19 protein-coding genes, 1 tRNA gene and 3 pseudogenes are annotated in these 25,434 nt (G+C 71.6%); 8 read left to right on the forward strand and 15 right to left on the reverse strand.

Features of this window, described 5'->3' with window-relative positions; translation table 11 throughout:
* Window positions 1-17: 17 nt before the first annotated feature.
* Window positions 18-1,748: an N-6 DNA methylase gene (locus ACIRPP_RS25565; protein ID WP_403647080.1), complete on the reverse strand. Its 1,731-nt coding sequence runs from the start codon at window positions 1,746-1,748 to the stop codon at window positions 18-20.
* Window positions 1,749-1,933: 185 nt separating this feature from the next.
* Between ACIRPP_RS25565 and ACIRPP_RS25570 the strand changes: the two genes are divergently transcribed.
* Both ACIRPP_RS25570 and ACIRPP_RS25575 read left to right on the forward strand, forming a co-directional pair.
* Window positions 1,934-2,869: an alcohol dehydrogenase catalytic domain-containing protein gene (locus ACIRPP_RS25570; RefSeq protein WP_403647083.1), complete on the forward strand. Its 936-nt coding sequence runs from the start codon at window positions 1,934-1,936 to the stop codon at window positions 2,867-2,869.
* A 401-nt stretch (window positions 2,870-3,270) separates the two neighbouring features.
* Window positions 3,271-3,657, forward strand: coding sequence for a hypothetical protein (locus ACIRPP_RS25575; protein ID WP_403647086.1), 387 nt, complete (start codon window positions 3,271-3,273; stop codon window positions 3,655-3,657).
* An 86-nt stretch (window positions 3,658-3,743) separates the two neighbouring features.
* Here ACIRPP_RS25575 and ACIRPP_RS25580 read toward each other — a convergent pair whose 3' ends face one another.
* Entirely contained in the window at window positions 3,744-5,015 is a 1,272-nt protein-coding gene (locus ACIRPP_RS25580) for a PQQ-binding-like beta-propeller repeat protein (protein ID WP_403647088.1), read from the reverse strand.
* Between the two features lie 463 nt (window positions 5,016-5,478).
* Between ACIRPP_RS25580 and ACIRPP_RS25585 the strand changes: the two genes are divergently transcribed.
* The gene (locus ACIRPP_RS25585; RefSeq protein WP_403647091.1) at window positions 5,479-6,561 is read left to right on the forward strand and encodes a hypothetical protein; all 1,083 of its coding nucleotides are present in this window, start codon (window positions 5,479-5,481) and stop codon (window positions 6,559-6,561) included.
* A gap of 78 nt (window positions 6,562-6,639) precedes the next feature.
* Here ACIRPP_RS25585 and ACIRPP_RS25590 read toward each other — a convergent pair whose 3' ends face one another.
* Both ACIRPP_RS25590 and ACIRPP_RS25595 read right to left on the reverse strand, forming a co-directional pair.
* Window positions 6,640-7,050, reverse strand: coding sequence for a hypothetical protein (locus ACIRPP_RS25590; protein ID WP_403647094.1), 411 nt, complete (start codon window positions 7,048-7,050; stop codon window positions 6,640-6,642).
* Complete coding sequence (locus tag ACIRPP_RS25595) at window positions 7,047-7,481, reverse strand: hypothetical protein (RefSeq protein WP_403647097.1); 435 nt, start codon at window positions 7,479-7,481, stop codon at window positions 7,047-7,049. The genes ACIRPP_RS25590 and ACIRPP_RS25595 overlap by 4 nt, the downstream gene beginning before the upstream one ends.
* 386 nt (window positions 7,482-7,867) lie before the next feature.
* Between ACIRPP_RS25595 and ACIRPP_RS25600 the strand changes: the two are divergent.
* A pseudogene (locus ACIRPP_RS25600) lies at window positions 7,868-8,071 on the forward strand (phosphotransferase); the annotation flags it as partial.
* Here the strand turns inward: ACIRPP_RS25600 and ACIRPP_RS25605 are convergent.
* The 5 genes and pseudogenes from ACIRPP_RS25605 to ACIRPP_RS25625 all read right to left on the reverse strand — a co-directional run.
* Window positions 8,043-8,450 (reverse strand): annotated as a pseudogene (locus tag ACIRPP_RS25605) (alpha/beta hydrolase); the annotation flags it as partial. The pseudogenes ACIRPP_RS25600 and ACIRPP_RS25605 overlap by 29 nt on opposite strands.
* Before the next feature lie 274 nt (window positions 8,451-8,724).
* Complete coding sequence (locus ACIRPP_RS25610) at window positions 8,725-9,078, reverse strand: hypothetical protein (RefSeq protein WP_403647100.1); 354 nt, start codon at window positions 9,076-9,078, stop codon at window positions 8,725-8,727.
* A 252-nt stretch (window positions 9,079-9,330) separates the two neighbouring features.
* Window positions 9,331-10,722: a PASTA domain-containing protein gene (locus ACIRPP_RS25615; RefSeq protein ID WP_403647103.1), complete on the reverse strand. Its 1,392-nt coding sequence runs from the start codon at window positions 10,720-10,722 to the stop codon at window positions 9,331-9,333.
* Between the two features lie 377 nt (window positions 10,723-11,099).
* Complete coding sequence (locus ACIRPP_RS25620) at window positions 11,100-12,518, reverse strand: NAD(P)/FAD-dependent oxidoreductase (protein ID WP_403647106.1); 1,419 nt, start codon at window positions 12,516-12,518, stop codon at window positions 11,100-11,102.
* Window positions 12,519-12,727: 209 nt separating this feature from the next.
* Window positions 12,728-13,942, reverse strand: coding sequence for an erythromycin esterase family protein (locus ACIRPP_RS25625; RefSeq protein WP_403647109.1), 1,215 nt, complete (start codon window positions 13,940-13,942; stop codon window positions 12,728-12,730).
* Window positions 13,943-14,000: 58 nt separating this feature from the next.
* On the opposite strand from ACIRPP_RS25625, the gene ACIRPP_RS25630 reads away from it, so the two are divergent.
* Both ACIRPP_RS25630 and ACIRPP_RS25635 read left to right on the forward strand, forming a co-directional pair.
* On the forward strand, window positions 14,001-14,750 hold the full coding sequence (locus ACIRPP_RS25630) for a MerR family transcriptional regulator (RefSeq protein ID WP_403647112.1): 750 nt from the start codon (window positions 14,001-14,003) through the stop codon (window positions 14,748-14,750).
* A 212-nt stretch (window positions 14,751-14,962) separates the two neighbouring features.
* Window positions 14,963-15,856, forward strand: coding sequence for a restriction endonuclease (locus tag ACIRPP_RS25635; RefSeq protein WP_403647115.1), 894 nt, complete (start codon window positions 14,963-14,965; stop codon window positions 15,854-15,856).
* Window positions 15,857-15,887: 31 nt separating this feature from the next.
* Here ACIRPP_RS25635 and ACIRPP_RS25640 read toward each other — a convergent pair whose 3' ends face one another.
* Together ACIRPP_RS25640 and ACIRPP_RS25645 are read right to left on the reverse strand one after the other, a co-directional pair.
* Entirely contained in the window at window positions 15,888-17,246 is a 1,359-nt protein-coding gene (locus ACIRPP_RS25640) for a GH1 family beta-glucosidase (protein WP_403647118.1), read from the reverse strand.
* Between the two features lie 170 nt (window positions 17,247-17,416).
* Window positions 17,417-17,570 (reverse strand): annotated as a pseudogene (locus ACIRPP_RS25645) (carbohydrate ABC transporter permease); the annotation flags it as partial.
* A 355-nt stretch (window positions 17,571-17,925) separates the two neighbouring features.
* Here ACIRPP_RS25645 and ACIRPP_RS25650 point away from each other — a divergent pair.
* The gene (locus ACIRPP_RS25650; RefSeq protein ID WP_403647121.1) at window positions 17,926-19,740 is read left to right on the forward strand and encodes a coagulation factor 5/8 type domain-containing protein; all 1,815 of its coding nucleotides are present in this window, start codon (window positions 17,926-17,928) and stop codon (window positions 19,738-19,740) included.
* Between the two features lie 156 nt (window positions 19,741-19,896).
* Here ACIRPP_RS25650 and fusA read toward each other — a convergent pair whose 3' ends face one another.
* The 3 genes from fusA to ACIRPP_RS25665 all read right to left on the reverse strand — a co-directional run bounded on the left by fusA (window position 19,897) and on the right by ACIRPP_RS25665 (window position 22,520).
* A complete protein-coding gene (gene fusA / locus ACIRPP_RS25655) occupies window positions 19,897-21,933 on the reverse strand; it encodes an elongation factor G (RefSeq protein WP_403647124.1) in 2,037 nt (678 codons plus the stop codon).
* 91 nt (window positions 21,934-22,024) lie between these two features.
* Entirely contained in the window at window positions 22,025-22,150 is a 126-nt protein-coding gene (locus ACIRPP_RS25660) for a hypothetical protein (RefSeq protein ID WP_403647127.1), read from the reverse strand.
* A 285-nt stretch (window positions 22,151-22,435) separates the two neighbouring features.
* A tRNA-Leu gene (locus tag ACIRPP_RS25665) sits at window positions 22,436-22,520 on the reverse strand.
* 143 nt (window positions 22,521-22,663) lie between these two features.
* Between ACIRPP_RS25665 and ACIRPP_RS25670 the strand changes: the two genes are divergently transcribed.
* Window positions 22,664-23,995, forward strand: a complete 1,332-nt coding sequence (locus tag ACIRPP_RS25670; RefSeq protein WP_403647130.1) for a DUF2254 domain-containing protein — start codon at window positions 22,664-22,666, stop codon at window positions 23,993-23,995.
* Between the two features lie 97 nt (window positions 23,996-24,092).
* Here ACIRPP_RS25670 and ACIRPP_RS25675 read toward each other — a convergent pair whose 3' ends face one another.
* Complete coding sequence (locus ACIRPP_RS25675; protein WP_403647132.1) at window positions 24,093-25,301, reverse strand: sugar phosphate isomerase/epimerase family protein; 1,209 nt, start codon at window positions 25,299-25,301, stop codon at window positions 24,093-24,095.
* Between the last annotated feature and the right edge of the window lie 133 nt (window positions 25,302-25,434).

Below are 25,434 nucleotides of genomic sequence, written 5' to 3' on the forward strand. Positions count from 1 at the left end.
CAGCCGACGGACTCGGCTCAGTCGTCCGGCGTGAGCGCCCCGTTGCTCAGCCCGTCCTGGGCCAGCGCGGTGATCTGCCGGCTCAGCTCCGCGACGCGGCGGGCACGCTCCTCGAACTCCCGGAGCGCCCGGAACGCCGCCCCGTACCGGCGCTGGGCGCTGATGTCCATCTGCGGAATACGGGCACCCTTGCCGTCGAGCCGGAACGTTCCGCTGGCGGTCGTGGAGCGGCGGCTGTTCGCCGCGCTGTGCAGGAAGCCGCGCAGGAAGTCGGTGTCGAGCTGCTCGCTCACCGACACGGGTTCCGGGTCCGCGTTCTCGACCAGTCCGGCACGCATCAGGTCGGCGACACTGACGCTGGGCCCGTCCAGGGCGCCCGGCCCCTCCCCCGCCGTCAGGGACGGCAGCAGTTCGCTCAAGCGCCGTACGTGCTCGGTCAGTTCCCGGCTCAGCGTTTCGTACTCGGCCGCGTAGTCGCGATGGAACTCCTGGACGTACCGGCTCGGAGTGAGGTCCACCAGATCGTCGAGCAGGTCGATCTGCGGTACGTCCCTGATCTGTTCGGGCCGTGGCTCCAGCGGCCCGTCCGCCTCGTTGGCCGTCAGGTCGACCATCCGTACGGTGCCGGCCGACTCATCCGGCGTCCGGGGCCGGCGCAGATGCCACAGGTGCACGGGGAGCGCGTGAGCTGCGGCCGTGCCGGGCGCCAGCGCCGTCACCTGGGTGAGGACGCCGCGGCGGACGAGTTCGGCGCGGATGCGACGCCCGGCCTTGCGGTAGGCCACCGAGGCGGGCATGACCATGATGACCCGCCCCCCGGGCGCGGTGTGCGCGTAGGCATGCTGCAGCCAGGCCAGCTCGCCCTCGGCCCGTGAGGGCGTGCCCAGCTCCCAGCGGGGGTCGAGCAGCAGTTCCTCCCGGCCCCAGTCGCTGTCGCTGACCGGTGGGTCGCAGACGACGAGGTCGGCCTTCAGGTCCGGCCACCGGTCGGAGCGCAGGGAGTCGCCCTCGGCGACCTCCAGGTGGGCCGACTGCGCGAGTCCGGCCCTCCCCTGGGCGAGCCGGGCACTCCGGGGGTCCACCTCCTGGCCGTACCGCCGGACCTGCCCCCCGGCGCCGACGGCCAGCAGGAGGGTGCCGACTCCGCACGCGGGGTCGAAGAGCGCCGCGCCCGCGGACACGTCGCCGACGGCGTGCCGGACGGCGCGGACCACGCGGGGCGACGTGACCTGGTCGGATCCCGCTCGCCGCACCGATTCCTTGAACCGTTCCACGAGGCCGTCCACCACGTCGGCAGGGCTGCTGTCCGCAGCCATACGCCGGGCCAGCTCGACCGCCTGGAGGGGCAGTGCGGACGGCGTGTCCTTCTCCTCGACAGTCTCGGCAGCGTCGGCACCCTCCGCGCGCTCGGCACCCTCCGCGCGCTCGACTCCCTCCGCGCGCTCGGCAGCGAGCACCTCGGCGATGTCGGCGAGCCCGCTGAGGATGTCCTCGCCGTAGGTTCCCCGCAGCACCTGCCACAGCTGGACCTCGTCGGTGACGTCCTGCCCCTTGCGCTGCTTGTCGAGCCACGCCTGGACCTCGGCGAGGTCGAAGAGCGGGCTGTTCCCCCCGCCTCCCGCCGGCGCCGGGAAGTCGTCGTACCGCCGCCGCCAGTTCGACACGGCGGCACGCGTGACGCCCGCGATACGGGCGATCTCGGAACCGCTCACCAACGGGTTCGCCGGGGTGGCCGGGGTCTTTGGCATACCGGTAACCGTACACAGGTGCCACCGTTCGCCGGCAACAACCGGACGGCGTTGACGACGTCAACGGGGCGCCCCACCCGCGACCGGCTGGCCGACACCACCATTCACTTAAACTTTCAACAAAAATGATTTATGATTGAACTAATTCCCGGTTTTGCGGGCGCTCACCACAAGAAGGAGTCGACATGAGGGCATGGCAGTTCAACGAGGTCAACGAACCGTTCACGTTGGTCGAACGCGAGGACCCGAAGCCCGGCGCCGACGAGATCGTCATCGACGTCAAGGCGTCCGGCCTCTGCCACAGCGACGTGAGCTTCGTCGACGGCACCCTGACACCCATCCTGGGCTACAGGCCGATCATCCTGGGCCACGAGACCGCGGGCATCGTCAGCGCCGTCGGTGCGGACGTCAGCGCCTTCGCCGTCGGCGACCGCGTGGGGATCCCGGCGGTCACCGAGGGCCCCGGAACCGCCGTCGACGGCGGCTTCGCGGACAAGGTCGTCGTCAAGGCCGACCTCGTCGTCCGGGTGCCCGACGAGGTCGACTTCTCCCAGGCCGCCCCGGCCATGGACGCCGCCCGCACCTCCTACCGCGCCCTCGTGACGTTCGGCCGCGTCGAGGCCGGGCAGAACGTCGGCATCATCGGATTCGGCGGACTCGGCTCCCTGGGAGCGCAGATCGCCAAGGAACTGGGCGCCGACGTCTACGTCGCCGATATCAACGAAAAGGTCTGGGACGACGCCAAGGACCTCGGCGTCGCGGGCGTGTCCAAGGACATCCGCGATTTCGAGGACCGCGGCCTCGACGTGATCGTCGACTTCGCCGGCTTCGGCACCACCACGGCCTCCGCCGTCGACGCGATCAAGCACGGCGGCCGCATCGTGCAGATTGGGCTGGCCCGCGAGGAGGCCACCCTCTCCATGCAGCAGGTCATCCTCAAGGAGATCACCATCGTCGGCGCCTCCAACGGCGAGAAGTCGGAGGCGGAGGAGGTGCTCCGGCTCATGGCCGGCGGCAACATCGAGTCGAATGTCGTGCCCATCACGTTCGAGCAGATCCCGGAGTACGTCGACAAGCTGGCCAAGGGCGAGGTCCCGGGCCGGGCCGTGGCGGTCCTCTGAACCGGGAGGAGCACCGGCCGTCGCCGGTCGCGCTCCTCGTTCCACGCAGGTCCGGGAGGCCCGGCATCGTCCGGCATCCCGGAGTCTTCTCCGTGGTTCCTCCCCAAGGTCCCCGCAAGGTCCCCTGGAACAAGCCGCTGGAGGGCTATGCCTCCCGCTGACACCGGGAAACAGACCGGACGTCGGGCGCACATCGGAGTACTGACCGGTGTCTCTGCCTGGAACCCGGCCAACTCGGCTGGTGGGGTTGGTGATTCACTTGCCGACGGTTCTCTTACCCGAGCCGTCCGCCCAGCAGAGCGAAGGAAGCCGTTCCGTTGTCCTGGTCCACTCCCCCGCCCTCTCCTGCCGCTGCCCCGTCCGCCGACGCCGCGGGTCGCCGTCCGGGATCCCGGTGGATCGTGCCGGGTCTGACGGCCATGGTCGGTATCGGTGCGGGCCTCGGCATGGGCTGGCTTCTGTGGACCGGCCCGGACAGTGCGTCGCCCGGGGCCGAGCCCGACATCGCGGCAGCCGATGCGGCGGGCGCCTGCCAGGCATACAGGCGTGTACCGGCGTTCGCCACGCTGTTCGACCACAGCGAGGGAGAGCGGGGCTCTCACCTCGAACGCGCCACGGCTGCGGCCTACCTGGGCCAGTCCGCTGCCGGGATGGACGACCGCTTCAAGGACCTGAACGACGCGTTCAAGGTCGCCCACCGGCACCTCCAGACACTCGACATCAAGGACGCCGAAGCGAGGGAGGCCCAGGAGAACGTGTTGGCGCGCTGCGCCGAGCTGGGCTACTGAGAGTCGCACAATGGGCGTCGGGGCCCGTGCACTGGTCGTCTCCCGGCCCCCGGGTGCCCTGCCGGGTCGCACGCACTGCCCGCGCGTCACACGGGAAGTGCGTGCAGCTCCGTGCCGTGCAGGGCGAAGACGCGCTTGCCGTCGGTGGCCACCAGCCAGGCGTGGTGGTCGCCGGTCCCGTCGTTGAACGTCCAGCGCACGTCGCCGGTCTTCGCGTCCATGGCGATGATGCCGCCCTGCTTGTCCAGGTCCGTGGCACCGTAGAGGATGTTGCCCGCCCTGACGTACTGCCGCGGCACCTGGAGCCCCGCCGACGCGAGCGCCTCGGACGTCCAGAGCTGCTTACCGGTCTGCGGATCGATGGCCCGCATCGTCCTGGCACTGTCGGCGATGTAGAGCACGTCCTCGACGACGGCCGGCTCCTTGAAGAGGGCGAAGTCCGCTGCCTCCAGGGACCATCTCTCCTTGCCGTCGGACAGGTTGAAGGCCTGGAGCTTCTGCCCCTGCGGGACGATGACCACATTCTGGTGGACGGCGAAGAAGCCGTAGTTCGTCTTGGCCGTCTTCCGCGTCCATACCTGACTGCCGGTGGCGGTGTCGCGCACGGTGAGGTTCTTCTTGAAGTCGGTGTAGACGAGGTGGCGGCCGCGGACGGCGGCATGGATGCCGTTCTGCATGGTGTCCAGGTCGCGCTGTTCCTTCCAGGCGAGCCTGCCGGTGGTGCTGTCGAGAGCCGCGATGACATTCGTCTTCGACGAGCCGTCGTCCTCGAGGATCTCGGCGATGACGTAGACCTGTCCGTCGTCCACCGCGATCGGCCGCGGCTGCCGGTAGCCCTCGCCCAGGCGGCTGCGCCAGGTCTCCTTGCCGGAGGCCGGGTCGTATCCGGTGACTGTGCCGTCGTACTTGTTGCTGGCCAGGTACAGGGTGCCCTTGCCGAGCAGCAGCGGCGCTCCGGGGACGGTGCCGCCCGGCAGGGACCACTTCCGGCTGCCGGTCACAGTCTCGAGGGCGGCCAGTGGGCTGCCGCTGGCGAGCACGACGCCGCCCGCCACCACCAGTTCGTCGTTGTCCCCGTAGGTCTCGGCCGAGGTCGACTTCGTCCACAGCGGCTTCGGGGCCCGGCCGCCGGCGGCGGTGCCGTCCGAGTCGCCGGAGGCCTTGCCGCCGTCCTTCGGCTTGTCGGCGCCGCCGGCGGAATCCTCGACGTCCACCGCTTCCTCGTCGCAGCCGACGGTGCCCGCGGTCAGTGCGGCCAGAGCCAGACCGCCTCCGGCCAGCCGGAGCACACGCCGGCGGGACGGAGACCTGAGGGTCCCGGACGATCTGTCGTTCGACGTGCTGTCTCGCATCGGCATTCGCCGTACCCCCGTGAGCCGGTCAGAGCAGGAACATGTGCATTGGGTGCAACGTGAGCAGGAACGGCCTCGGCCCGTATCGAACATGCGGACCAACCCCCTGCGAACAGGAACGTTAGTCGGGCTCCTGCGCCACAGCCGCGTACTGCTCCCAACTGGGACATCACCGTGAAGCAATGGAGACAACAGGCACCCGACGATGTCGCGGGCGCCCTTTCTCGGCGTTGTCCAAGAGCACGAGCCGACGGCCGCCCCCCCCGTGAGAGCACGGCGCCCAGCCGCTCGTACTAGCTGCTGGGGAACATCTTTGCGACAGGTGACAGCAGCAGGGCATACTCCAGGTTCTTCGCGATCTTCGCTCCCCCTCCCTGGAGGACCTCGCCCGATGGGTCAACTCGTATGTGTGCACCCGCATGTACACGGCTCCGTGACGGTCATGTGCTGCCGGGGCGGTGCATGATCTGTGGATGTCGCACGCGTCGTCGTGATCGCGCTGGTGGCGGCGGTCGCTGTCGTCGCCTACCGCCGCACCATGGCTGGACCCGCCGCGCCGAGGGGTTCCGCACGGCGGGCGAAGGCGCTCGGCCTGCTTCCGAGGTCGGCCCAGCACACCCGGCAGGTCGCGGCGGACCCCGAGCTGGAACAGGCGCGCACCGCAGCCTCCCGGGGCGACTGGGAGCCGGCGGCCCGACTGCTGGCCCGGAGCAGGGAGCTGGGTGACTGGGGTCGCCGCTCCGTCCACGCCGACGTGCTGGGTGACCACGATGCCGCGAGTCCCGGGAGTTGGCTGCAGGCGTGGGAAACGGCAGTCGGTCCCGACGATCCCGACGCCGCGTTGATCCGGGCACGGGCGACGGTGTCCCTGGCCTGGCACCTGCGGGGCGCCGCCCGGGCGCGGGAGACCAGCCGGAAGCAGTTCCAGGAGTTCCACAACGTCCTCGCCCATGCACCGGCGTTGAGCGCACGCGCCGCAGAACTGAACCAGGGCGACCCGTCCCCGTTCGTCGCCGAGATCTGGGCCGCGCTCGGCCTCGGTGCGTCCCGGGAGCAGATGCGGCAGATCTGGAAGGAGGTGACCGCCCGGGACCCGCACCACTACGGCGCGCACCGCGCCGCCCTCCAGTACTGGTGCGCGAAATGGCGCGGGTCGGCGGGCCTGGCCGACAGCTTCGCGCAGAAGGCCGCGGCGACGGCTCCGCCCGGCAGTCTCCTCACCGCGCTGCCCCTGGTGGCGTGGTACGAGCACCATGACACGGACGCCGAGACCGACGACTTCCGGACGCCCTCTCTCGTCGCCATGGTGGACGCCGCTCTGGCCGACGCGGATGCCGCCCCGCCGGACCACCCGGACACGGCGTCCGTACGGCATCTGCTGGCCTACTTCCTCACCCGACAGGGCCGGTACGACCTGGCGTTGCAGCATTTCCGCCTGGTCGACGGCCATGTGGACGCCCTGCCGTGGCGGTACTTCGACAATCCGGCCGCCGTGTACTGCGTGTGGCGGGACCGGGCGATCCAGGGCGCGCAGGGGCGGTATTCCTCCTGAAGAGCTGGGGGCGGCTCCCGGCGGCTCCCCGAGAACAGGGCCGGGTGGGCACGAGTCGTCCGCAAGGGGCGGGGGCGACTACCGCAGCAGCGCGTGCGGGTTCCGCACCGCATGCCACAGTCCCGCCCCCAGCGGGACGACCGTCACTGCGAAGAAGACCCAGAAGAGGAACTCGGCGCCCGGCGCGAGTTCGTAGGTCGTGCCGTCCTCCCACAGGCAGTAGGCCCGCGGCGGGAACGGGGTGGAGACGCCGGAGACCTCCCCGTCGCCGATGATGCCCTTCCGGTAGGGCTCCTTGGGGCAGGGGGCGGTGTCCGGGAAGAGGAACGCGTCGTCGGCGACCATGATGACCGCCCAGGTGACGGCACCGAACGGCACCGCCCAGAATGTCGAGGTCCGCACCCACAGCGGCAGGTGCGGATGCACCAGCAGGCCGCGCAGCGCGATCCAGCCGACCACCAGGAGGGCGAAGACCCACAGCAGCGTCATGCAGTCACCTGTGCCGTGCGGGCGCGGAGTTCGGACGCGTGGCCCGCGCCGATCGCCAGCACGGCAGTGGTCAGGGCGAGGGACGCCGCCGTCCAGTTCATCCACACGTAGTCGGGGCTGCTGGAGTACACGCTGCCGTCGTCGCGGACGCAGTCGAAGCTGAGCGGCAGGTAGGAGGAGCGGTGGTGCGAGAGGCCCTGCTTCTCCGCCGGGGAGAATCCGTCGCGGCAGGCCGGGGCCGGGATCGAGTCCGCGCCGTCGCCGAACGCCTGCTCGGACGACAGGACGGCGAAGAAGCCCAGCGAGTAGACGGCTGCCGCGGCCCAGGCGGTCGCTGCAGCGGCGCGGCGCAGGAGGTGGCGCGTCCAGGGCTCCGGCCTGCCCGGGAGGGCCATCGCCGCGACGCCTGCCAGGGCGACGAGTGCACCCACACCACAGGCAAGGAAGAGACCCAGACCCACTATCACGCGCATCACGTCCCCTCGGTGCCTCGTCAAGACGACCGGGCTGGACACACGGCCACGCCGACCCTAGTGCGCGGCCGATCGGCTCGTGCCGGTGGGTGGATACGGGCCGGGGGGTTGGGGAGCGGCCGGGGGCAGGGCGGCGTGCCCGTCGCGGTGCGTCTTCCATGTGGTGGGTGTCCCGGGTGACCCGAGTGTTCCCGGGAAGGGGTTGCTGCTGCCGGCCCAGTGCTGCTCAGACCGGCCGCGCGCCAGTCGTAGCTCACGAAAACCGGTCGACAGGCCGCTACCTCGCTCGGTGTGATGGTGTGTGACCGTCCGCCGTACCGAGCGGGCCGACCACAGGAGCCGCCGTGGGCACCGCGGACGTCGTGGACACTCTCCCCCACATCGACGCGGTGCTGGTAAGGCGCCTGGTCGACGCCCAGTTCCCGCAGTGGGCCACGCTGCCACTGGACCGGCTCGATCCGGCCGGCGCCGATCATGTGATCTACCGTCTGGGCAACGAGTTGATCGTCCGGCTGCCTCGTCACGCCGGGGCGACGCGAAGAAGCCGAGGGTGCGGTCGGTCGACTCGTCGTCGAGCAGCGGGTGGGCGGAACCGGAGTAGGCGGCGGCCGCCTTGAACATTCCGGGGTGCCTGGCTGCGTAGAGCAGGGCGCCCTGGCCCCCCATCGACAGACCGGCGACGACGTGGTTCCGGCTCGCGCCCCAGTCGTGTTCCAGGAGATGGCGGAGCTCCACGGTGTGGAAGGTCTCCCAGGCCGGGTCGCCTCCCCGGCCGTGGTTCCACCAGTCGCTGTACCAGCCGTTCCAGCCCGCTTCCGGCATGACGACGAGGACGTCGCGGAGGCTGCCGGTCTCCGCGACTTCGGTCATGGCGGTCCACGAGGTGTATTCGCCGCAACAGCCGTGGAGGAGCCACAGGGTGGGCCAAGGGGCAGGCCGCGCACGAGGTCCGCCGCTGCCGGCACCTGCCGCTCGGGCCGCGACTCAGGCGGCTCCGCCGCCTGGGCGGGTGCCACACCGAACGTCACGAGGACGCCGAGTACAGCGCCCGCACCGCACACTCTCTTCCGCACTCTGCACCGCCCGCGTGGAGGATGATGGACGTGAGGTGTGACAGGAGCTTCTCGGAACGCCCTTCCCGCTGTGGGCGCGACCATGCATGCCCGCGAGCGTGAAAGCCCCCGTCCGGTCGCTTCGCTTCCTACTTGGCCAGGCGGACCTTCTCGTGATCGAGGAGCGCGGTGTGGGTCGCCGCCGTGATGATCAGCAAGGTCAGCAGGAAGCCGGGCACCGAGTTCCCGTCGTCGTCGGTCGGGCTGACCACCAGGCCGAGGGAGAACACGGTGATCTCCGCGATGACGTACACGGCCGCCAGCCAGACCTTCACCACCCCCTTCACGGAAGCGACGACGAACGGCACCGCCAGGGCCAGCCCGAGGGTGACGATCGGGACGAGTGTCCAGACCACTTTGGCGAAGGTGGACGCGAACATCCGCGGCCGAGGCGGCGCGAGCGGCGCGTGGAGGTACGGGTTCGGGGCGGGATTGGGTGCCATCGCTCCTCAAGCGGTTCGTGTGACCAAGGGACGTTGTGGTCGTCATGTAAGGCCACCGGGCTCCATGACACCCGCCGGTCAGGAGAGTTGCCAGGGCGCATCGGGGTGAGAGGGGTTACGCGGTGCGCGGCGGGCGCCGTCGGCCCGACCGGTCCGCTGCTATGCCGGTGCGGAACGGCTGGGGGCGTGCCTGCGAGACCGGGAGGTGTCCCGCAGGCCCGCCCCCGGAGGTCACCGCGAGCCGCCCGGATGTCACCCGGAGTTGTATCCCCAGCGGGCGTTTCCGTCCTTGCCCATGAAGCACTTGGCGGGCCGCCCGTCGGTGGTCGTCGCGATGGCACCCACGGGAGAGCAGAACTGCCCGAACTGCACGCCGGGTCGGCTCCCGGTGCCCCCGGTGCCGCCACCCGTGGTGCCGGAGGATCCGCCACTGGTGGAGCCGCCGCCGGATGAACCGCCGCTGCTGCCGCCGCTTCCCGTGGTACTCCCGCCGGACGTACCCCCAGTGCTGCCGCCCGTCGAACCACCGCCCGAGCCGGTGCCGTACGACGGCTTGGGCTTGGGCTTGGGCTTCGGTTTCGGCTTGGGTTTGGGCTCGGGCTCGGGATCGGGGCTGGGCTTGGCACAGCTCTTGCTCGGGCCGATCAGCCACAGATCGGCCTGGGTCCCGGTCGAGATCTCGGTGTCGGGTTCCGGATGCTGTCGGCACACCCGCCAGTCCGCCACGTCCTGCAGCCCGTCGGTCAGACGCTTGCCGGTGTGGGCGTGGAAGAGGACCACGCGCCGGAGGCCGAGGTCGTCGAGCGTGCTGGAGGCATCGTCGGCCTGCTCGCCCACCAGGTCGGGCATGATGACCCGGCGGGAGCCGTGCAGCCGGGTGGGGCACTCCTCCTGCTCGGGAACCGCGTACAGGATCAGCGTCCTGCCCGAGGGAAGCACCTTCTCCTCGCCGGACGGGCTCTGGAAGCAGACCTGCCAGCCGCTCGTCGTGGTGGTGACGGAGCGCCGGTCGGAGGAGGCGTCGGCCGCCGACACCGTCTGCCACGGATGCCGGCCGGCCGATACCGCCGCTTCGGCGAGAGGGGAACCCGAGAAGTCGGGAACGACCAGGCGCGTGGGCGCGGGCGCGGGCTTCTGAGCGACCGCCGCTTTCTCACTCTCGGTGGAGCCCGGCCCCAGGACGGCGAAGAAGAGTCCGAACACGGCCGCGGCCATGACGACCGGGTGCCGGCCCATCCAGGTGGCGAGCCGTATTCTGCGGCCGGGACGCAAGGGAGAGTCCGGGGGCACCATCTCGCCCATGGCCATGAGGAGCTCGCCCTTGGGGTCCAGCTTCGATCCCCGCAGCTTGTACGGGTGCCCGAGGACGAGGACGTCGACGGAATCGGACACGCCGTAGGTGGCGCGGAGGATCTGGAGGGGCGCGGGGACGCGGATGGCCACGGGCTTGACGATGCCCCGCAGCAGGATGAGGCCGTTCTCCGCGAGCACCACCCTGCCCCAGCCGTTGTGGTACGCGGCCAGGACGGTTTCCCGGGGTCCGAGTTCCCTCAGCAGGGCCTTCGCCTGGTCTTCGGACAGGGGGTTGCCTTCACCGGCGCCGGCTTCGGCGGTGCGCGGGTCCCCGGCCAGCAAATCGGACAACGCTTCTCCAGCTCTTTCCAGGAGTCCTTCGGACGTGTCGAGCTGTGAGTCCCGGTGGCCGGCGCGTCCCCCTCTCACACTTCACACTTCCGGCTTCACGAGGAGAGGAGACGTCCGGACCGCCGGACACAGTGCATGGGGGCACTGTGCGACAGGTACCGACATGTGGAGATGTTAACGGCGACCAACCCGGACCCGAAGGGCGGTGACAATCATGAAATGCACCCGTGACCTGCACCGACTCTGACTTTCTGGGCTCCTCCCCCTCGTCGCCGGTACGTGACCTCTGCCCGCGCTGCCGCAGGAGTCATCGCCGTCTCCCGTCGCGGGAGACGGCGCGGGCCGACGATCCCGTCGCCGGCCGCCACACCTACTTGTCAGTTCCCTGTCTCCGCGCGGGCCATCGGGGGCTCCGTGGGGGTCGGGACGGGTGTGCCGAACAGGACGGCTCGGGCCACCGCGGGGGCGAATACGGCGGTCAAGGGTGCGGACAGGCTGAGTACGGACCGGAAGGCGTCGCCCACCACGGGGTCTCCGGCATAGCGGTCCTGGACCCGGCCCAGGTACCAGTGGGCCGCTCGGTCCCCGGGGCGGGGGGCGACCGCGTTGCCCGTCGCGCCGGGCATGAGCTTGTCGGCTCCGGCGGAGATGTCCCACGCCTGCCGGGACGAGGACAGCACCGCCCGCTGGACGCGGCGCGTCGTGGGCTTGCGCCGCGGGTCGGCCAGGGCGTCGCGGAGCGCGACCGCGTTGAGGGCGGCGACGCTCATGCCCTGTCCGTAGATGGGGTTGAAGGTGCACAGGGCGTCGCCGACTGCCAGGAAACCGGCCGGGCGCCGGCCCGGCAGGTCGTAGCGGCGCCGTACGTTCGCGGTGTGGCGGAAGCCGTGGACCGGTGACACGGGTTCGGCCTTGCTCAGCCACCGGTGCACGAGCGGGTGCGGCAGTTTCTTGGCGTAAGCCGTGAACTGGTCTCCGTCCGTGGGCGGTTGATCGCCGCCGAGGCCGGACAGGGTGACGAGGTGAGTGCCGTCGCCCAGAGGCAGGACGACGGCGCCGTACGTCTGGGAGGGATTGGGCACGATGTAGTAGCCGAGTGCGTCGGTGCCGAGGATGCCGTCCTTGTCACGGTAGACGCGAGTGCCGTAGGCGAGACCCGTGTCGATGGTCTCCTCGTGCGGGACCTGCGCCCCGAGCGCCGTGAGCCACTGCGGGGCCTTCGTGCTGCGGCCGGAGGCATCCACGACCAGATCGGCCTCGACCAACTGGGGCTCCGCACGTGTCGCGTCGCCGCGTTCGCGCAGGAGCACGCCACGCACACGGGAGGCGTCGCCCAGGAGACCGACGGCATCCGTGCCTTCCAGCACCTTGATCAACGGGTTGGCGAGAACCCGTCGCCGTACGAGGTGTTCGAGTTGCGCGCGGGGACCGGAGTGGTAGTGCGCGGACGAGGGCAGCCGGCGGAACCAGCGCCCGTTCTGCCACTGCACCATGTCCCCGGGCACGCCCACCCGCGGTGCTCCCGCCTCCTCCAGTTCCTGCACGAATCCCGGGAGCAGCGATTCGATGGCCGTCCGCCCTCCCTCCAGCAGGACGTGGATGTGCCGGCTCTGCGGCACGCCGGGACGTGGCTCCGGTCCGTCGGGGTACCGGTCACGCTCGACGACGGTCACCCGGTCCACGTGGGCGGCGAGGACGTGTGCCGCGAGCAGGCCCGCCAGGCTGCCGCCGACGACCACCGCATGGCGTCCGCCCCGAGTGCCGCCCGTTGTCACGATTCCCTGCGCAGCCTGCATCGTTTCCGCTCCTGGTTGGCACATCGTCAGAAACCGCCAGTATCGCCCATTTGGAAAGGGGGCTGGTGGTTTTCCGGCTCTTCAGGACCGGCTGCCGAGGGCCTTTCGGTCCGTGTGGTCGAGCCTAGTGCCGTGGCCGCCGACGTCGGGGGAACGGGTCGTTCGGTCGGCGACGGTGGGGGTCGGAGGGGGCGGTGTGACTGGTCGTGTCACTGCCGGGCCTCCCTCACGTAGACGATCCCGTCGATCCGCGGCAGGTGGGACGGGTCCAGGGGGGCGTACCCGAAGTACGGGGAGATGCGGTGGGTGGGTGTCGTGTCCGCCAGGGCGTGCGCCAGTTGACGGGCGCTGACGAGGCAGGTGTCCCCGGGGTGGGTGTGGAGGTGGCCTTCCAGGGTGTCCGCGGGCGGGGTGTCCACGCCGTGGTGCGGGAGAGCGCCGAGGGCGCCCGCCAGGAAGCCGTACCGGTCACCGAGCCGGACGCTCGCCAACGCGCCGGCGCTCCACCACTCCAGGCGCGGGTGGTCCCCCATGCTCATCGTGCTCATGTCGCGCTGGAGGTGGCTGTTGTGGGCGTGGACGAGTACCGGGCCTCGTTCGGCCAGGGCGAGGAGGTTGTCGGCCATCATCGCGTCTCGGGTGGCCAGCAGCCGCGGCATGCGGGCCGCCGTGGTGTCGGCCATCGAGGCGTGGTAGCGGAGCAGGCCGGTGGCGGTGCGGCCGTGCAGGCGTGCCCGGTACCAGTCGTCCCGGGGGCCGGCCGTGACGAGGTGGGGTGTCCGGGTGTCGAGCAGGGCCACCAAGTCGTCGGTCAGGAGGCGTAGTTCCCCGGCCTCCGCCGAGCGGCCCACGGACCGGGTCGGGTCCCTCATCGCCTCCGGCTCGGCCCACTGCTCATCCGGGCCGAGCAGGCGGTCGAGGGTGTCGGCGGTGCAGGGCAGCAGGGCCGGGTCGACGTGCGCCGCGAGGTAGGCGTGGAGGGCCGTGAGGGAACGGCGAGGGCTCTGCGCGCCGGTCATCTCCAGCGGGCCGTCGATGCCCGCGAAGCGGACGTGGTCTCCTACCGGGCGGGGCTCGTTGTGCTCGCGCATCCAGCGGACGAGAGCGCGGTTCGCCTCCGAGGCGCCCCAGCCGTGGCTGAAGCCGTGTTCCATGACGTCGTCGAGCGGGCCGGTCCCGCCGGTGACGTAATCGTCCACGATCAGGCCCGCCGTGCAGTCGGTCTCCAGGGCGATCGTCCGGTAGTCCTCCTCCTCGACTAGCCGCCGGAAGAGGTCGTTGCGGAGGTGAAGCAGGTCGTCCTCGCCGTGGGTGGGCTCCCCCAGGGCGAGGACGTGCGGGCGGGACGGGAACAGCCTCCTCACGGCTGCGGCGTCGACGGCGTGGGCGAGGTCTTCGATGTCGGTTGCCTGGTCGGTTGCCATCCTTCAACGGTATCGTTGAACTTTCGGTGGAGACCTTGCGCGCAGTAGCCTCCAGTCTGTGGTGAGAAACCTTCAAACGGGTAGGAAGCTGCGACCCGTGGACCTGGCACGGCCGCACGGTCTGTCCACCCAGGCGGTGCGGAACTACGAGGACGCCGGCATCCTCCCCGCCGCCGACCGCACCGACCACGGTTACCGCATCTACACTCCGGTCCACGCCGGTGCGCTGCGGGCGTTCCTGGCTCTGGTGCCGGGGCACGGTCATGGGACGGCGACGGCGATCATGCAGGCCGTGAACCGCGGTGCGGCGGACGAGGGGTTGCTTCTGATCGACGAGAGTCATGCGCAGTTGCTCGACGACCGGCGCACCCTGCAGGCCGTGGAGAGGGCCCTCGGTGATCTGGCGCCGCCGTCCTCCCGGCCCGGCCACCGCGCTCCCGGGCCGCCGCGTTCCGGGCGCCGGTACATCGGCCCGCTGGCCCAGGAACTCGGGATCCGGCCGGCGACCCTGCGGAAGTGGGAGGACGCCGGGCTCGTGCGGCCCCGGCGTGACCCGGTGACCGGGTACCGGGTCTACGACGACGATGACGTGCGTGACGCGCGACTCGTCCACCAACTCCGGCGCGGAGGCCACCTGCTGGAGCAGATCGCCCCGCTGCTGGCGCAGGTGCGGGAGGCGGGCGGAGTAGAGCCCTTGGAAGGGGCTCTGCGCGCATGGCACGGGCGGCTGTCCGACCGGGGGCGGGCGATGCTCGCGGGAGCGGCACAGCTGGATGCCTACCTCCGTCGACTACGCGAAGAGGCGTGAGGCGGCGCGGAGGCGTGAGGCGGCGCGGAGGCGTGAGCGGCACGCGCGCGTCCTGAGCCCCGGGGCAACTCTCCCTCCTCACTCCATCGTTCCGGCACCGGCACTTGGAGCCCCGGCGAGCAAAGCCGTGATCAACGTTGCCGGTACAACATCGCGTACCTGGGCAGTCGGTGGTTGACCTTCGTCGGTGTCTCCCGGGAGGAAGCATCACCATGGCCGTGCCCGCATCACACGCACCCGCCGCGTCGGACTCCGTGCGCACCCGTCGTTCGTTCGAACTGCGCAAGACCGCCATGTACTTCCTGCTTCTCGCCGTCATCGTGACCCTGACGGGGCTGACCGCCCGGACGGTGGCCGCCGCGGCCGAGCGTCGTCCTGCCTGGGCGCTCGCGCTGGCCCTCCTGGTGGCGGCCGGGGGCATCGCCTTCTGGCGAAGAAGGCGCCGGATATCGGCGGTGAAGCTCGCCCGCCGGGCCGCGCAGGCCCTGGACGCCGCGGCGGAGACCGCGGTGGACGTGCTCGACGACACTCCGCCCGTCGCCGACCCGGTCCGCCCCGGCGACCCCGCCCTGCCCAGCGCTCCGGTCACCCCGGCGGGCTCCCCTGCCCCCGGTGGCGCAGGTGCGGCGGAAGTGCCGGCCGAGGGCGGCCTGTTGGAGCCCGAACAGACCGCCGTCCTCGTCGACCCGGCCGCGGACCCGCTTCTCGCGGCCTACGAAGCCCTGGATCCCTACGAGTTCGAGGAGGCGGTGGCCGAACTGTGCCGCCGGGACGGGTGTCGTGACGTCGAGGTCGTGGGCGGGGCCGGAGACCTCGGTGCCGATGTGGTCGCGCGGACTTCGGACGGGCGTCTCCTCATCGTGCAGTGCAAGCGGTACGGCGACACGAACCGGGTCGGTTCCCAGGACATGCAGCGGTTCGGCGGCACGTGCTTCACCGTGCACGGGGCGGACGTGGCCGTCATGGTGACCACCAGCGACTTCACCGGCCCCGCACTCGAGTACGCCGAGCAGTGCGGGATCGTCTGTGTGAACGGTCCGGACCTCCTGCGCTGGCGGGACGGCTCGGGGCCGAGCCCCTGGGAGGCGGGGGACGCCCTCGGCTGAGGCGTGGTCCCCGGAACGACCGCACCGGGGGTCACGCAGCCCGAGAGTCCCTCCCCCGGTGCGCCCGGATGATCTCCGCGTAGCGGTGGCCGGAGCCCTTGATGGTGCGGGTCTGGGTGGCGTAGTCGACGTGGACGAGGCCGAAGCGCTTGTCGTAGCCGTAGGCCCATTCGAAGTTGTCCAGGAGCGACCAGGCGAAGTAGCCGGCCAGCGGTGCGCCCTTGCGGGCGGCGGAGGCGCAGGCGGCGATGTGGTCCTCCAGGTAGGCGCGGCGTTCGGGGTCGTCGACGGTGCCGTCGGGGCGCACGGTGTCGGGGAAGGCGGAGCCGTTCTCGGTGACGTAGAGGCGGCGGGCGCCGTACTCGTGGGTGAGGCGAAGGAGGAGGGTTTCGATGCCGGTGGGGTCGATCTCCCAGTCCATGCCGGTGCGGGGCACGCCCTCCCGGCGGACGGCGGTGGCGTGGGGGGCGGGGCCGTCCGGATCGGCGGTGACGACCTGGGGGAAGTAGTAGTTGAGGCCGAGCCAGTCGAGGGGGGACGCGATGGCGGCCGAGTCGCCCGGTTTCTCGGGGAGTTCGACGCCGTACACGTCGCGCATGTCGGTGGGGAAGCCGCGGCCGTGGACGGGGTCGAGCCACCAGCGGTTGGTGTGGCCGTCCATGCGGGCGGCGGCGGCCCGGTCCTCGGGGGTGTCGCTCGCGGGGTGGATGGTGGAGAGGTTGTTGACGATGCCGACCTGGGCGCCCGGGGCGGCGGCGCGGACGGCGCGGGTGGCGAGGCCGTGGGCGAGGAGGAGGTGGTAGGAGGCGCGGACGGCAGCGGTGAGGTCGGTGAGGCCGGGGGCCATGCGGCCTTCGAGGTGGCCGATCCAGGCGGAGCACAGGGGCTCGTTGAGGGTGGCCCAGTGGTGGACGCGGTCGCCGAGGCGGCGGGCGACGACGGAGGCGTACGCCGCGAAGTGTTCGGCGGTCTCGCGTACGGGCCAGCCGCCGCGGTCCTGGAGCGTCTGGGGCAGGTCCCAGTGGTAGAGGGTGACGGACGGGGTGATGCCGGCGGCCAGCAGACCGTCGACGAGCCGGTCGTAGAAGTCGAGGCCCTTGGAGTTGGCCGGGCCGTCGCCGCCGGGGACGACGCGGGGCCAGGCGACCGACAGGCGGTAGGCGTTGGTGCCGAGGCGGCGCATGAGGTCGATGTCCTCGGGCCAGCGGTGGTAGTGGTCGCAGGCGGTGTCGCCGTGGTCGCCGTTGTCGACCGCGCCGGGGCTGCGGGAGAAGGTGTCCCAGATGGAGGGTGAGCGGCCGTCCTCCGTCACGGCCCCCTCGATCTGGTAGGCCGAGGTGGCCGTGCCCCACAGGAAGTCTTCGGGGAGAGCGGAGAGGTCGATGGTCACTGGGGTCCTTCCGCGAGGGTGCGGTGGTCGGTCACGTGGCTTGGCCGCCCGGCGGTCGGTGCAGGGCGGTCGTCATCACGGGGCGGTCAGGGCGGGACGGTCAGGGCGGGGCGGTCAGGGCGGGGCGGTCAGGGCGGGGCGGTCAGGGCGGGGCGGTCAGGGCGGGGCGGTCACGTGACCGCTCCCGCGGTCAGGCCGGCGACGAGGTAGCGCTGCAGGAGCAGGAAGCCCGCGACCATGGGGACGCTCACCACCCAGGGAGGCGGCCATGATCTGGTTCCAGTACACGTCGTCGAGGGTGGAATAGCCCTGGAGGCCCACGGCACGGCTCGGATGCTGCGCATGGCTCGTGAAATCCCTTTCCGGGAGTGAGCGGGGGTGGTCTCCCAGCGCCGAGGCTGTTCACGCAAAGGCTGCATGGGGCGCGTCCCGGTGACGTGATCCTCACGACTTAATTCAGGACGTGAGTTAAATGCTCCGGGCGCGCCGCGTCAAGGGGTTGGGCACGCTCGTCCGCGGCGGACCGAGGGCGGTGCCGCTCGTACCGACTCGCGCCTCACCCCTTGACGCATCTGTTCCAGGGATGAACCATTCACCGGCGAGAGAGCGCTCCCAACACCTCACCCCGTTCACTTTCTGAACCGGACCACGTTCGCTTCCTGAACAGGAGAGCCGCCCCATGACGTCCGACTCCCCCATCGCCTCCGCGAGTTCGCCCGGAACATCGGGGCAGCCCGCGCTCGGCCGGCGCACCGTCCTCGGTGCCGCGGCCGCCGCTCCCCTGCTGGCCGCCGCCCTGCCGGGCACGGCGTCCGCCGCGCCGGACCACCGCGGAAGGCCCCGCCGTCTCAAGGGCGGTGGCGACCTCGGCCCCGACGTGCTCGTCTTCGACCCGGCCACGCGGAACATCCAGGAGACGCTGGACGAGGTGTTCGCCCGGCAGGAGTCGGACCAGTTCGGACCCGGGCGCTACCAGTTGCTGTTCAAGCCGGGGGCCTACCACGGGCTCAACGCGCAGATCGGCTTCTACACCTCGATCTCCGGGCTGGGCCTCTCCCCCGACGACACCACGATCCACGGCGACATCACCGTCGACGCGGGCTGGTTCGACGGCAACGCCACGCAGAACTTCTGGCGTTCGGCGGAGAACCTGGCCGTCGTCCCGGTCAACGGCACCAACCGGTGGGCCGTCGCCCAGGCCGCGCCGTTCCGCCGGATGCACGTCCGGGGCGACCTCAACCTCGCGCCCGACGGGTACGGCTGGGCCAGCGGCGGCTACATCGCGGACAGCCGCATCGACGGCACCGTCGGCCCGTACTCCCAGCAGCAGTGGTACACGCGGGACAGTGCGGTGGGCGGCTGGACCAACGCCGTGTGGAACATGGTGTTCTCCGGCGTCGAAGGTGCCCCGGCACAGACGTTCCCCGAGCCGCCGTACACCACGCTGACCACCACACCCCGCTCCCGGGAGAAGCCCTTCCTGTACCTCGACGGGGACCGCTACCGCGTGTTCCTGCCCGCGCTGCGGACCAACGCGCGCGGGGTGACCTGGGGCAATGGCACCCCGCGCGGCACCTCGCTGCCGCTGGAGCGCTTCTACGTCGCCCGGCCCGGCGACTCGGCGGCCACCCTCAACCGGGCGCTCGACCAGGGCCTGCACCTGCTGCTGACGCCGGGGATCTACCACGTCGACCGGCCGGTGCGCGTGAACCGGCCCAACACCGTGGTGCTGGGCCTGGGTTACGCCACCCTCATCCCGGACAACGGCGTCACCGCGATGCGGGTCGCCGACGTCGACGGAGTCCGGCTGGCGGGCTTCCTCATCGACGCCGGCCCGGTCAACTCCCCCGTCCTGCTGGAGGTCGGGCCGCGCGGCGCCTCCCGCGGCCACTCCGCCAACCCGATCACCGTCCAGGACGTGTTCATCCGGATCGGCGGCGCCGGGCCCGGCAAGGCGACGACCAGCATGGTCGTCAACGCCCGGCATACGATCATCGACCACACCTGGGTGTGGCGCGCCGACCACGGCGACGGCGTCGGCTGGGAGACCAACCGCTGCGACTACGGCGTCGTCGTCAACGGCCACGACGTCCTGGCGACGGGCCTGTTCGTCGAACACTTCAACAAGTACGACGTGCAGTGGAACGGCGAACGGGGCCGCACCATCTTCTTCCAGAACGAGAAGGCGTACGACGCCCCCGACCAGTCCGCCATCCAGAACGGCTCCATGAAGGGCTATGCCGCGTACAAGGTCGGCGACCACGTCCGCAGCCACGAGGGCTGGGGCATGGGCAGTTACTGCTACTACAACGTCAACCCCACGATCGTGCAGCACCACGGCTTCGCCGCCCCGGTGCGCCCCGGGGTGCGCTTCCACCACCTGCTGGTCGTCTCGCTGAGCGGCAACGGCCAGTACGAGTGCGTCATCAACGACACCGGGGCGCCGACATCGGGCTCGGACACGGTGCCGTCGAAGGTGGTGTCCTACCCCTGAGCGACCGACGGTGCCGTTGACCGACGGGCGGTGTTATGCACCCACGGGCGGTGCTGTCCCGGGCGGACGGTGGTGCGCCGTGGTCCTGGGGCGGGCGGCCCCTCCCGGTCGAGGGCGCGGGAGGGGCCGCCCGCCGGGCCCCTCACGGGTGCGGGCCTACCGCGGGGGCGCGGGGGCGTAGCCGGTGGGCCGGCCGGTGAAAGTGCCGCGGCCCCGGGTGCGGCTGCGCAACCGGGTCGCGTAGCCGAAGAGTTCGGCCAGCGGCACGGTCGCGGTGACGACCGTCGCGCCCGCCCGGGTGACGGAGCCCGTCACCCGGCCGCGGCGGGCGGCCAGGTCACCGAGCACCCCGCCCACCGCGTCCTCGGGCACGGTGACGGAGACCTCGACGACCGGCTCAAGCCGGACCATCCCGCAGGCCCGCAGGGCGTCCCGCAGACCGAGCCGCCCGGCCGTGCGGAACGCGGTGTCCGACGAGTCCTTCACGTGCGTGGACCCGCCGGTGAGGGTGACCCGCAGGCCGGTCACCGGGTCGCCGCCCAGCGGGCCCTCCGCCAGCGCGTCCCGACAGCCGGCCTCGACCGCCCGGACGTACTCCTGCGGCACCCGCCCGCCGGTCACCGTCGAACGGAACGTGAAGCCGGATTCCGCGGACGGAAGCGGTTCTACGTCGAGGACGACGTGCGCGAACTGCCCCGCACCGCCGTCCTGTTTGACGTGCCGGTACACGAATCCGGACACCCCGCGGGCCACCGTCTCCCGGTGGCTGACCCGGGGGCGGCCCACGCCGACGCCCATCCCGTGCTCGCGCCGGATCTTCTCCACCGCGACCTCCAGGTGGAGTTCGCCCATGCCGGACAGCACCGTCTGCCCGGTCTCGGGGTCGGTGCGCACCACCAGCGAGGGGTCCTCCTCGGCGATCCGCGCCAGCGCGGCCGCCAGGCGGCCGGTGTCCGTGCCCCTCGACGCCTCGACGGCCACGGACACCACCGGCTCGGCGACTCCGGGAGGTTCGAGAAGCAGCGGGTCGTCGGGCGCGCAGAGGGTGGATCCGGCGCGCGCGGACTTCGGGCCCACCACGGCGACGATGTCCCCGGCGACGGCACGGTCGAGCGGGGCGTGCCGGTCGGCACGGACCCGCAGGATGCGCCCGATGCGTTCGGTGCGCCGCGCGGTGGCGTCCCACACGGTGTCTCCCTTCTCGATGGTTCCCGCGTAGAGGCGCAGGTAGGTCAGGCGCCCGGTGGCGGTGGCGGTCACCTTGAACGCGAGCGCGGCCAGCGGTGCGCTGCGGTCGGCGGCCCGTTCCCGCTCGCGGCCGTCGTCGTCCGTGCCGCGGACCGGCGGGACGTCGAGCGGCGAGGGCAGGTAGGCGAGCACGGCGTCCAGGAGCGGTTCGATGCCGCGGTTCCGGTAGGCGGAGCCGCACAGGACGACGACCGCGTCACCGCTGCGGGTCAGGTCCCGCAGGGCGGATTCGAGGGTGCCGGTGCCGAGCGAACCCGCGGCGCAGAACTCCTCCAGGGCGCGCGGATGCAGTTCGGCGACGGTCTCCTCCAGCAGCCGGCGCCGCCGGTGCGTCTCCTCGCGCAGCTCGTCCGGGACGGGTCCGGGGTCGCGTGCCTCGCCCTCGTCGGTCCAGGTCAGCGCCCGCATGCGCAGGAGGTCGACCACACCGGTGAAGGTGTCCTCCGCCCCGATGGGGAACTGGACGGCCAGGGGTGCGGGGTGCAGCCGTCCGCGGAGGGAGGCGACGGCGTCGTCGAGCCGGGCGCCGGGACGGTCCATCTTGTTGACGAACGCGATCCGCGGTACTCCGTGCCGGTCCGCCTGCCGCCACACGGCCTCGCTCTGCGGTTCCACTCCGGCGACCGCGTCGAACACGGCGACGGCGCCGTCGAGGACGCGCAGGGAGCGTTCCACCTCGTCGGCGAAGTCGACGTGTCCGGGGGTGTCGATGAGGTTGATGCGGTGCCCCTGCCAGGCACAGCTGACGGCGGCCGAGAAGATGGTGATGCCCCGGTCGCGTTCCTGGGGGTCGAAGTCGGTGACGGTGGTGCCGTCGTGGACCTCGCCGCGCCGGTGCGTGGTGCCGGTCGCGTAGAGGATCCGCTCGGTGACGGTGGTCTTGCCGGCGTCCACATGGGCGAGGATGCCGAGGTTGCGGACGGTGGTGAGAGGGTCGGTGCGCATGGCCCGTGCCTTTCGGCTGGTACGGAGAAGGGCAGCGCGATGTCGCCCGGCGCACGGCGGGGCACACCCCCGGCGGGCGGGGTTCGTCGGCTCAGACGTGCGTCGCGGGCATCCGGTACCGGCCGCGCAGCGGGCACCGGACGGCCGGGGACACCAGGATCACCTCTGACCGGGCGGACCGGGAACGGGGAGCGGCGACGGCGGCGTGGTCACGCATGGCCTGCTCCCCTCACTGTGGTCACGGTGCGGCGCCCCCGGGACGGGACGGCGCCTGCTGATCGGCGAGTGTAGGGAAGGGCGGGAGGCCGCGGCCACGCAATTTCCGCGGCTGGTTGTCCCGGGGGCGGGCCGGGGGACGTGAAGCCCGCGGGCGGGGGGAGGTGAAGTCCCGCGGGCGGGGGACGGGAAGCCCGACGACACCTGCGGGAGGAGGCCGGGCAAGTACCCCGGACAAGGGAAACGGGCCGAGATGAACTCGACCCGTGGCTGTGTTTTCTGCGAGTGTCCGAGGGGGGACTTGAACCCCCACGCCCGATAAAGGGCACTAGCACCTCAAGCTAGCGCGTCTGCCATTCCGCCACCCGGACCAGGTGTTTCGCCGCCGTGCAGGGGGCGGGCCCCGCGGCGACATGGACCACCATACCAAGGTTTGGCAGCGCCCTTCACCTGCGTTTCCTTCGCTCCGGCGGCGCTCCGGGACCTGGGGGCCGGATCCGCCTAGGGTCACACCATGAGTGACTGGATGATGACGCACCGTGCGCTGCCGGGTCGCCGGCGGCGGGCCCTGTCACCGCTCCGGGAGCACCTGCGGGACTCGTTCTGGTTCGCGCCCACGGCCGCCATGGTGATCGTCTTCGTGGTGTGGCTGGTCACGGAGGAGCTGGACACGGCGATCGTCGATTCGCTGCGGGAGCAGGGCGACTTCGAGACGCTCGACGATCTGGTGCGGTTCGCCGAGGACGTGAAGACCGTGGTCGGCGCGGTCAGCTCGGCGATGATGACCTTCATCGGTGTGGTCTTCAGTATCTCGCTGGTCGCAGTGCAGATGGCGAGCGGTCAGTTCACGCCACGGGTGGTGCGGATCTTCGTCCGGAGCCGGATCACCAAGGCCACCTTCGCCGTCTTCCTCGCGACGTTCGTCCTGACGCTGCTGGTGCTGACCGCCTTCGACAGCACGACCGACCCCCGCCGGGTGGTGACCGTTCCGCTGGTGCAGTCGGTCCTCACGCTGGGGATGGTGGCGCTGAGCCTGCTGCTGTTCGTGATGTACGTGAACACGACCCTGCGGCTGATGCGGGTCAGTCATGTGATCGCACGGATCGCCGTGGAGTCCTTCCGGGCCGTCGCGCTCATGCCGGCGGTGCGGGACGGCGACGCGCGGCCGGAGCTCGGGCCGGTGACGGCGTGGGTCGCGCACGAGGGCCGGGCGGGGGTGCTGCGGGACGTGCACATCGCGCGGCTGGTGCGGGTGGCCCGGCGGCACGGGGTGGTGCTGCGGCTGGTGCCGCGCATCGGGGACTTCGTGGTGCCCGGCATGCCCGTGATCGCGGTGCACGGCGGGCAGTCCCCTCCCCCGCGTGTCCTGCGGAACACGATGGGCGTCGGTGTGGAGCGCACCTTCCATCAGGACCTCGGGTTCGGGTTGCGGCAGCTGTCGGACATCGCGCTGCGGGCCCTGTCCACGGCGATCAACGATCCGACGACGGCCGTGCAGGCCATGGACCGCGTGGTGCAGCTGCTGGCGGCGCTGTCGCGGCGGCCACTGGACGTGGCGCTGCACCGGGACCGGTCGGGGACGGTCCGGCTGGTGCAGCCGCTGCCGGGGTGGGAGGCGCTGGTGGACCTGGGGTTCGCCGAGGTGCGCAGCTGTGCCGCGGGGACGCCGCAGGTGACGCGGCGGCTGCTGGCCGGGCTGGACGACCTGCTGCTGCTCGTGCCGCCGGAGCGGTGCGAGCCGCTCCGGCGGCACCGCGAGCTGCTGCGGCAGGCCGTCGAACGGGTCGCGCCGACCCCGGCGGACCGGGCGTTCGCGCTCCGGCCGGACCGCCAGGGCATCGGCTGACGCGCCGGGCCGACCGGGCGGCGGCCGGAGCCGGCCGGATCCGGTCTGATCGGGCCGGCTCTGGACGGCCCGCACGGGCTGCGGCCGTCAGCGGGCGTCAGCGGCGGCGCTTGCGGAGGGCCGCCATGTTGTCGTAGCTGATTTTCGCCTCCCGCAACGACTGCGCGGGGTCGGTGGCGCTCGGGGAGTTGTCGTCCTCGACCATCGGGTTGCGGTAGTTCGGCAGCCCGACCCGGGAGAAGAACGTCGTGTAGTCGATGTCGCCGGTGCCGAACGGCACCATGTCCCAGCCCATGCCGTTGGTGGTGTCGACGACGCCGTCCTTGGCGTGGAAGAGCGGGTAGCGCTTGTTGTGGCGGGCGACCAGGGCGGCCGGGTCGAAGACGTTCCTGCGGGTGGAGCCGTCGGCGGCGGTGTAGGTGTGGAACTTGTACTGGGCGACGTGCGCCCAGAAGATGTCCATCTCCAGCCAGACCAGCCTCGGGTCGGTGACCTTCAGGAAGTACTCCAGCTTGCGGATGCCGGAGCTGCGGGTGGGACGGCCCTGGTCGTCGAGCGGTCCGCGGTCGAGGAGGAAGCCGTAGGCGCTGTCGTGGTTGTGGGTGTAGAGCTTGATGCCCGCACGGCGGGCGATGGCGCCGAGCGCGTTCCACTTGTCGGCGGCCACGTCCCAGTCGGCCCGGTGGGAGCTGCCGGTGGGGTCGCCGCCGGTGCCCATGTGGTCCATACCGAGGATGTTGGCGATCTCCAGGTGCTTCTTGAAGGTGTCCTTGTCCGCGGAAGTGAGCGGCCAGGACGGCGGGATGAAGCCGTGGTTGCCCTGGGCGCGCAGTCCGTGGTCGTCGAGCCAGCGGCGCAGCAGCCTGGCGCCCTTGACGGTTTCGAGGTTGTCGCCGCCGGGGGCGTTGGCGTGCTGGCGGTAGCCCGCGAACTCGACCTGGCGGTAGCCGTGGCGGGCGAGTTGCTTGAAGACTTCGCGGAAGCCGGAGGGCAGGTCGCTCGCGAGGGGGTCGCGGGCGGTGGCGTCGCGGACGGTGTAGAGGATGATGCCGCGCTTGTGCGGCGGGACGAGCACCTGCCCACGCCCATGGCCGTGGTCGTGCCCGTGGCCGTGGCCTCTGTCCCGGCCGTGGGCGAGGGCGGGCGCTGCGCCGAAGACGGGGGCCGCGACGGCTCCGGCGGCCACGGCGGTGCAGGTGGTGAGGAAGCGGCGCCGGCCCACACCGAGGCTGCGGCGCAAGGCCTCGTCGGGTGCGTCGCCGAGGGTGGCGGGTTCGGTGCGGGAGGGTTCGGGACGGAGCGTCACGGGGGGCCTGCCTTCCGGGTCGCGGCCGGTGCCGGGGCCACCGGGACCGGCCGTTGTCAGTGTCGTGTGTTTCACTCTCGGTAGTCGGATCTCGGTAGTCGCATTCCGAAGGCCGTGTACGGGCGGGATGCGG

Source organism: Streptomyces sp. NPDC101219 (assembly GCF_044767675.1).
Taxonomy (GTDB): Bacteria; Actinomycetota; Actinomycetes; order Streptomycetales; family Streptomycetaceae; genus Streptomyces.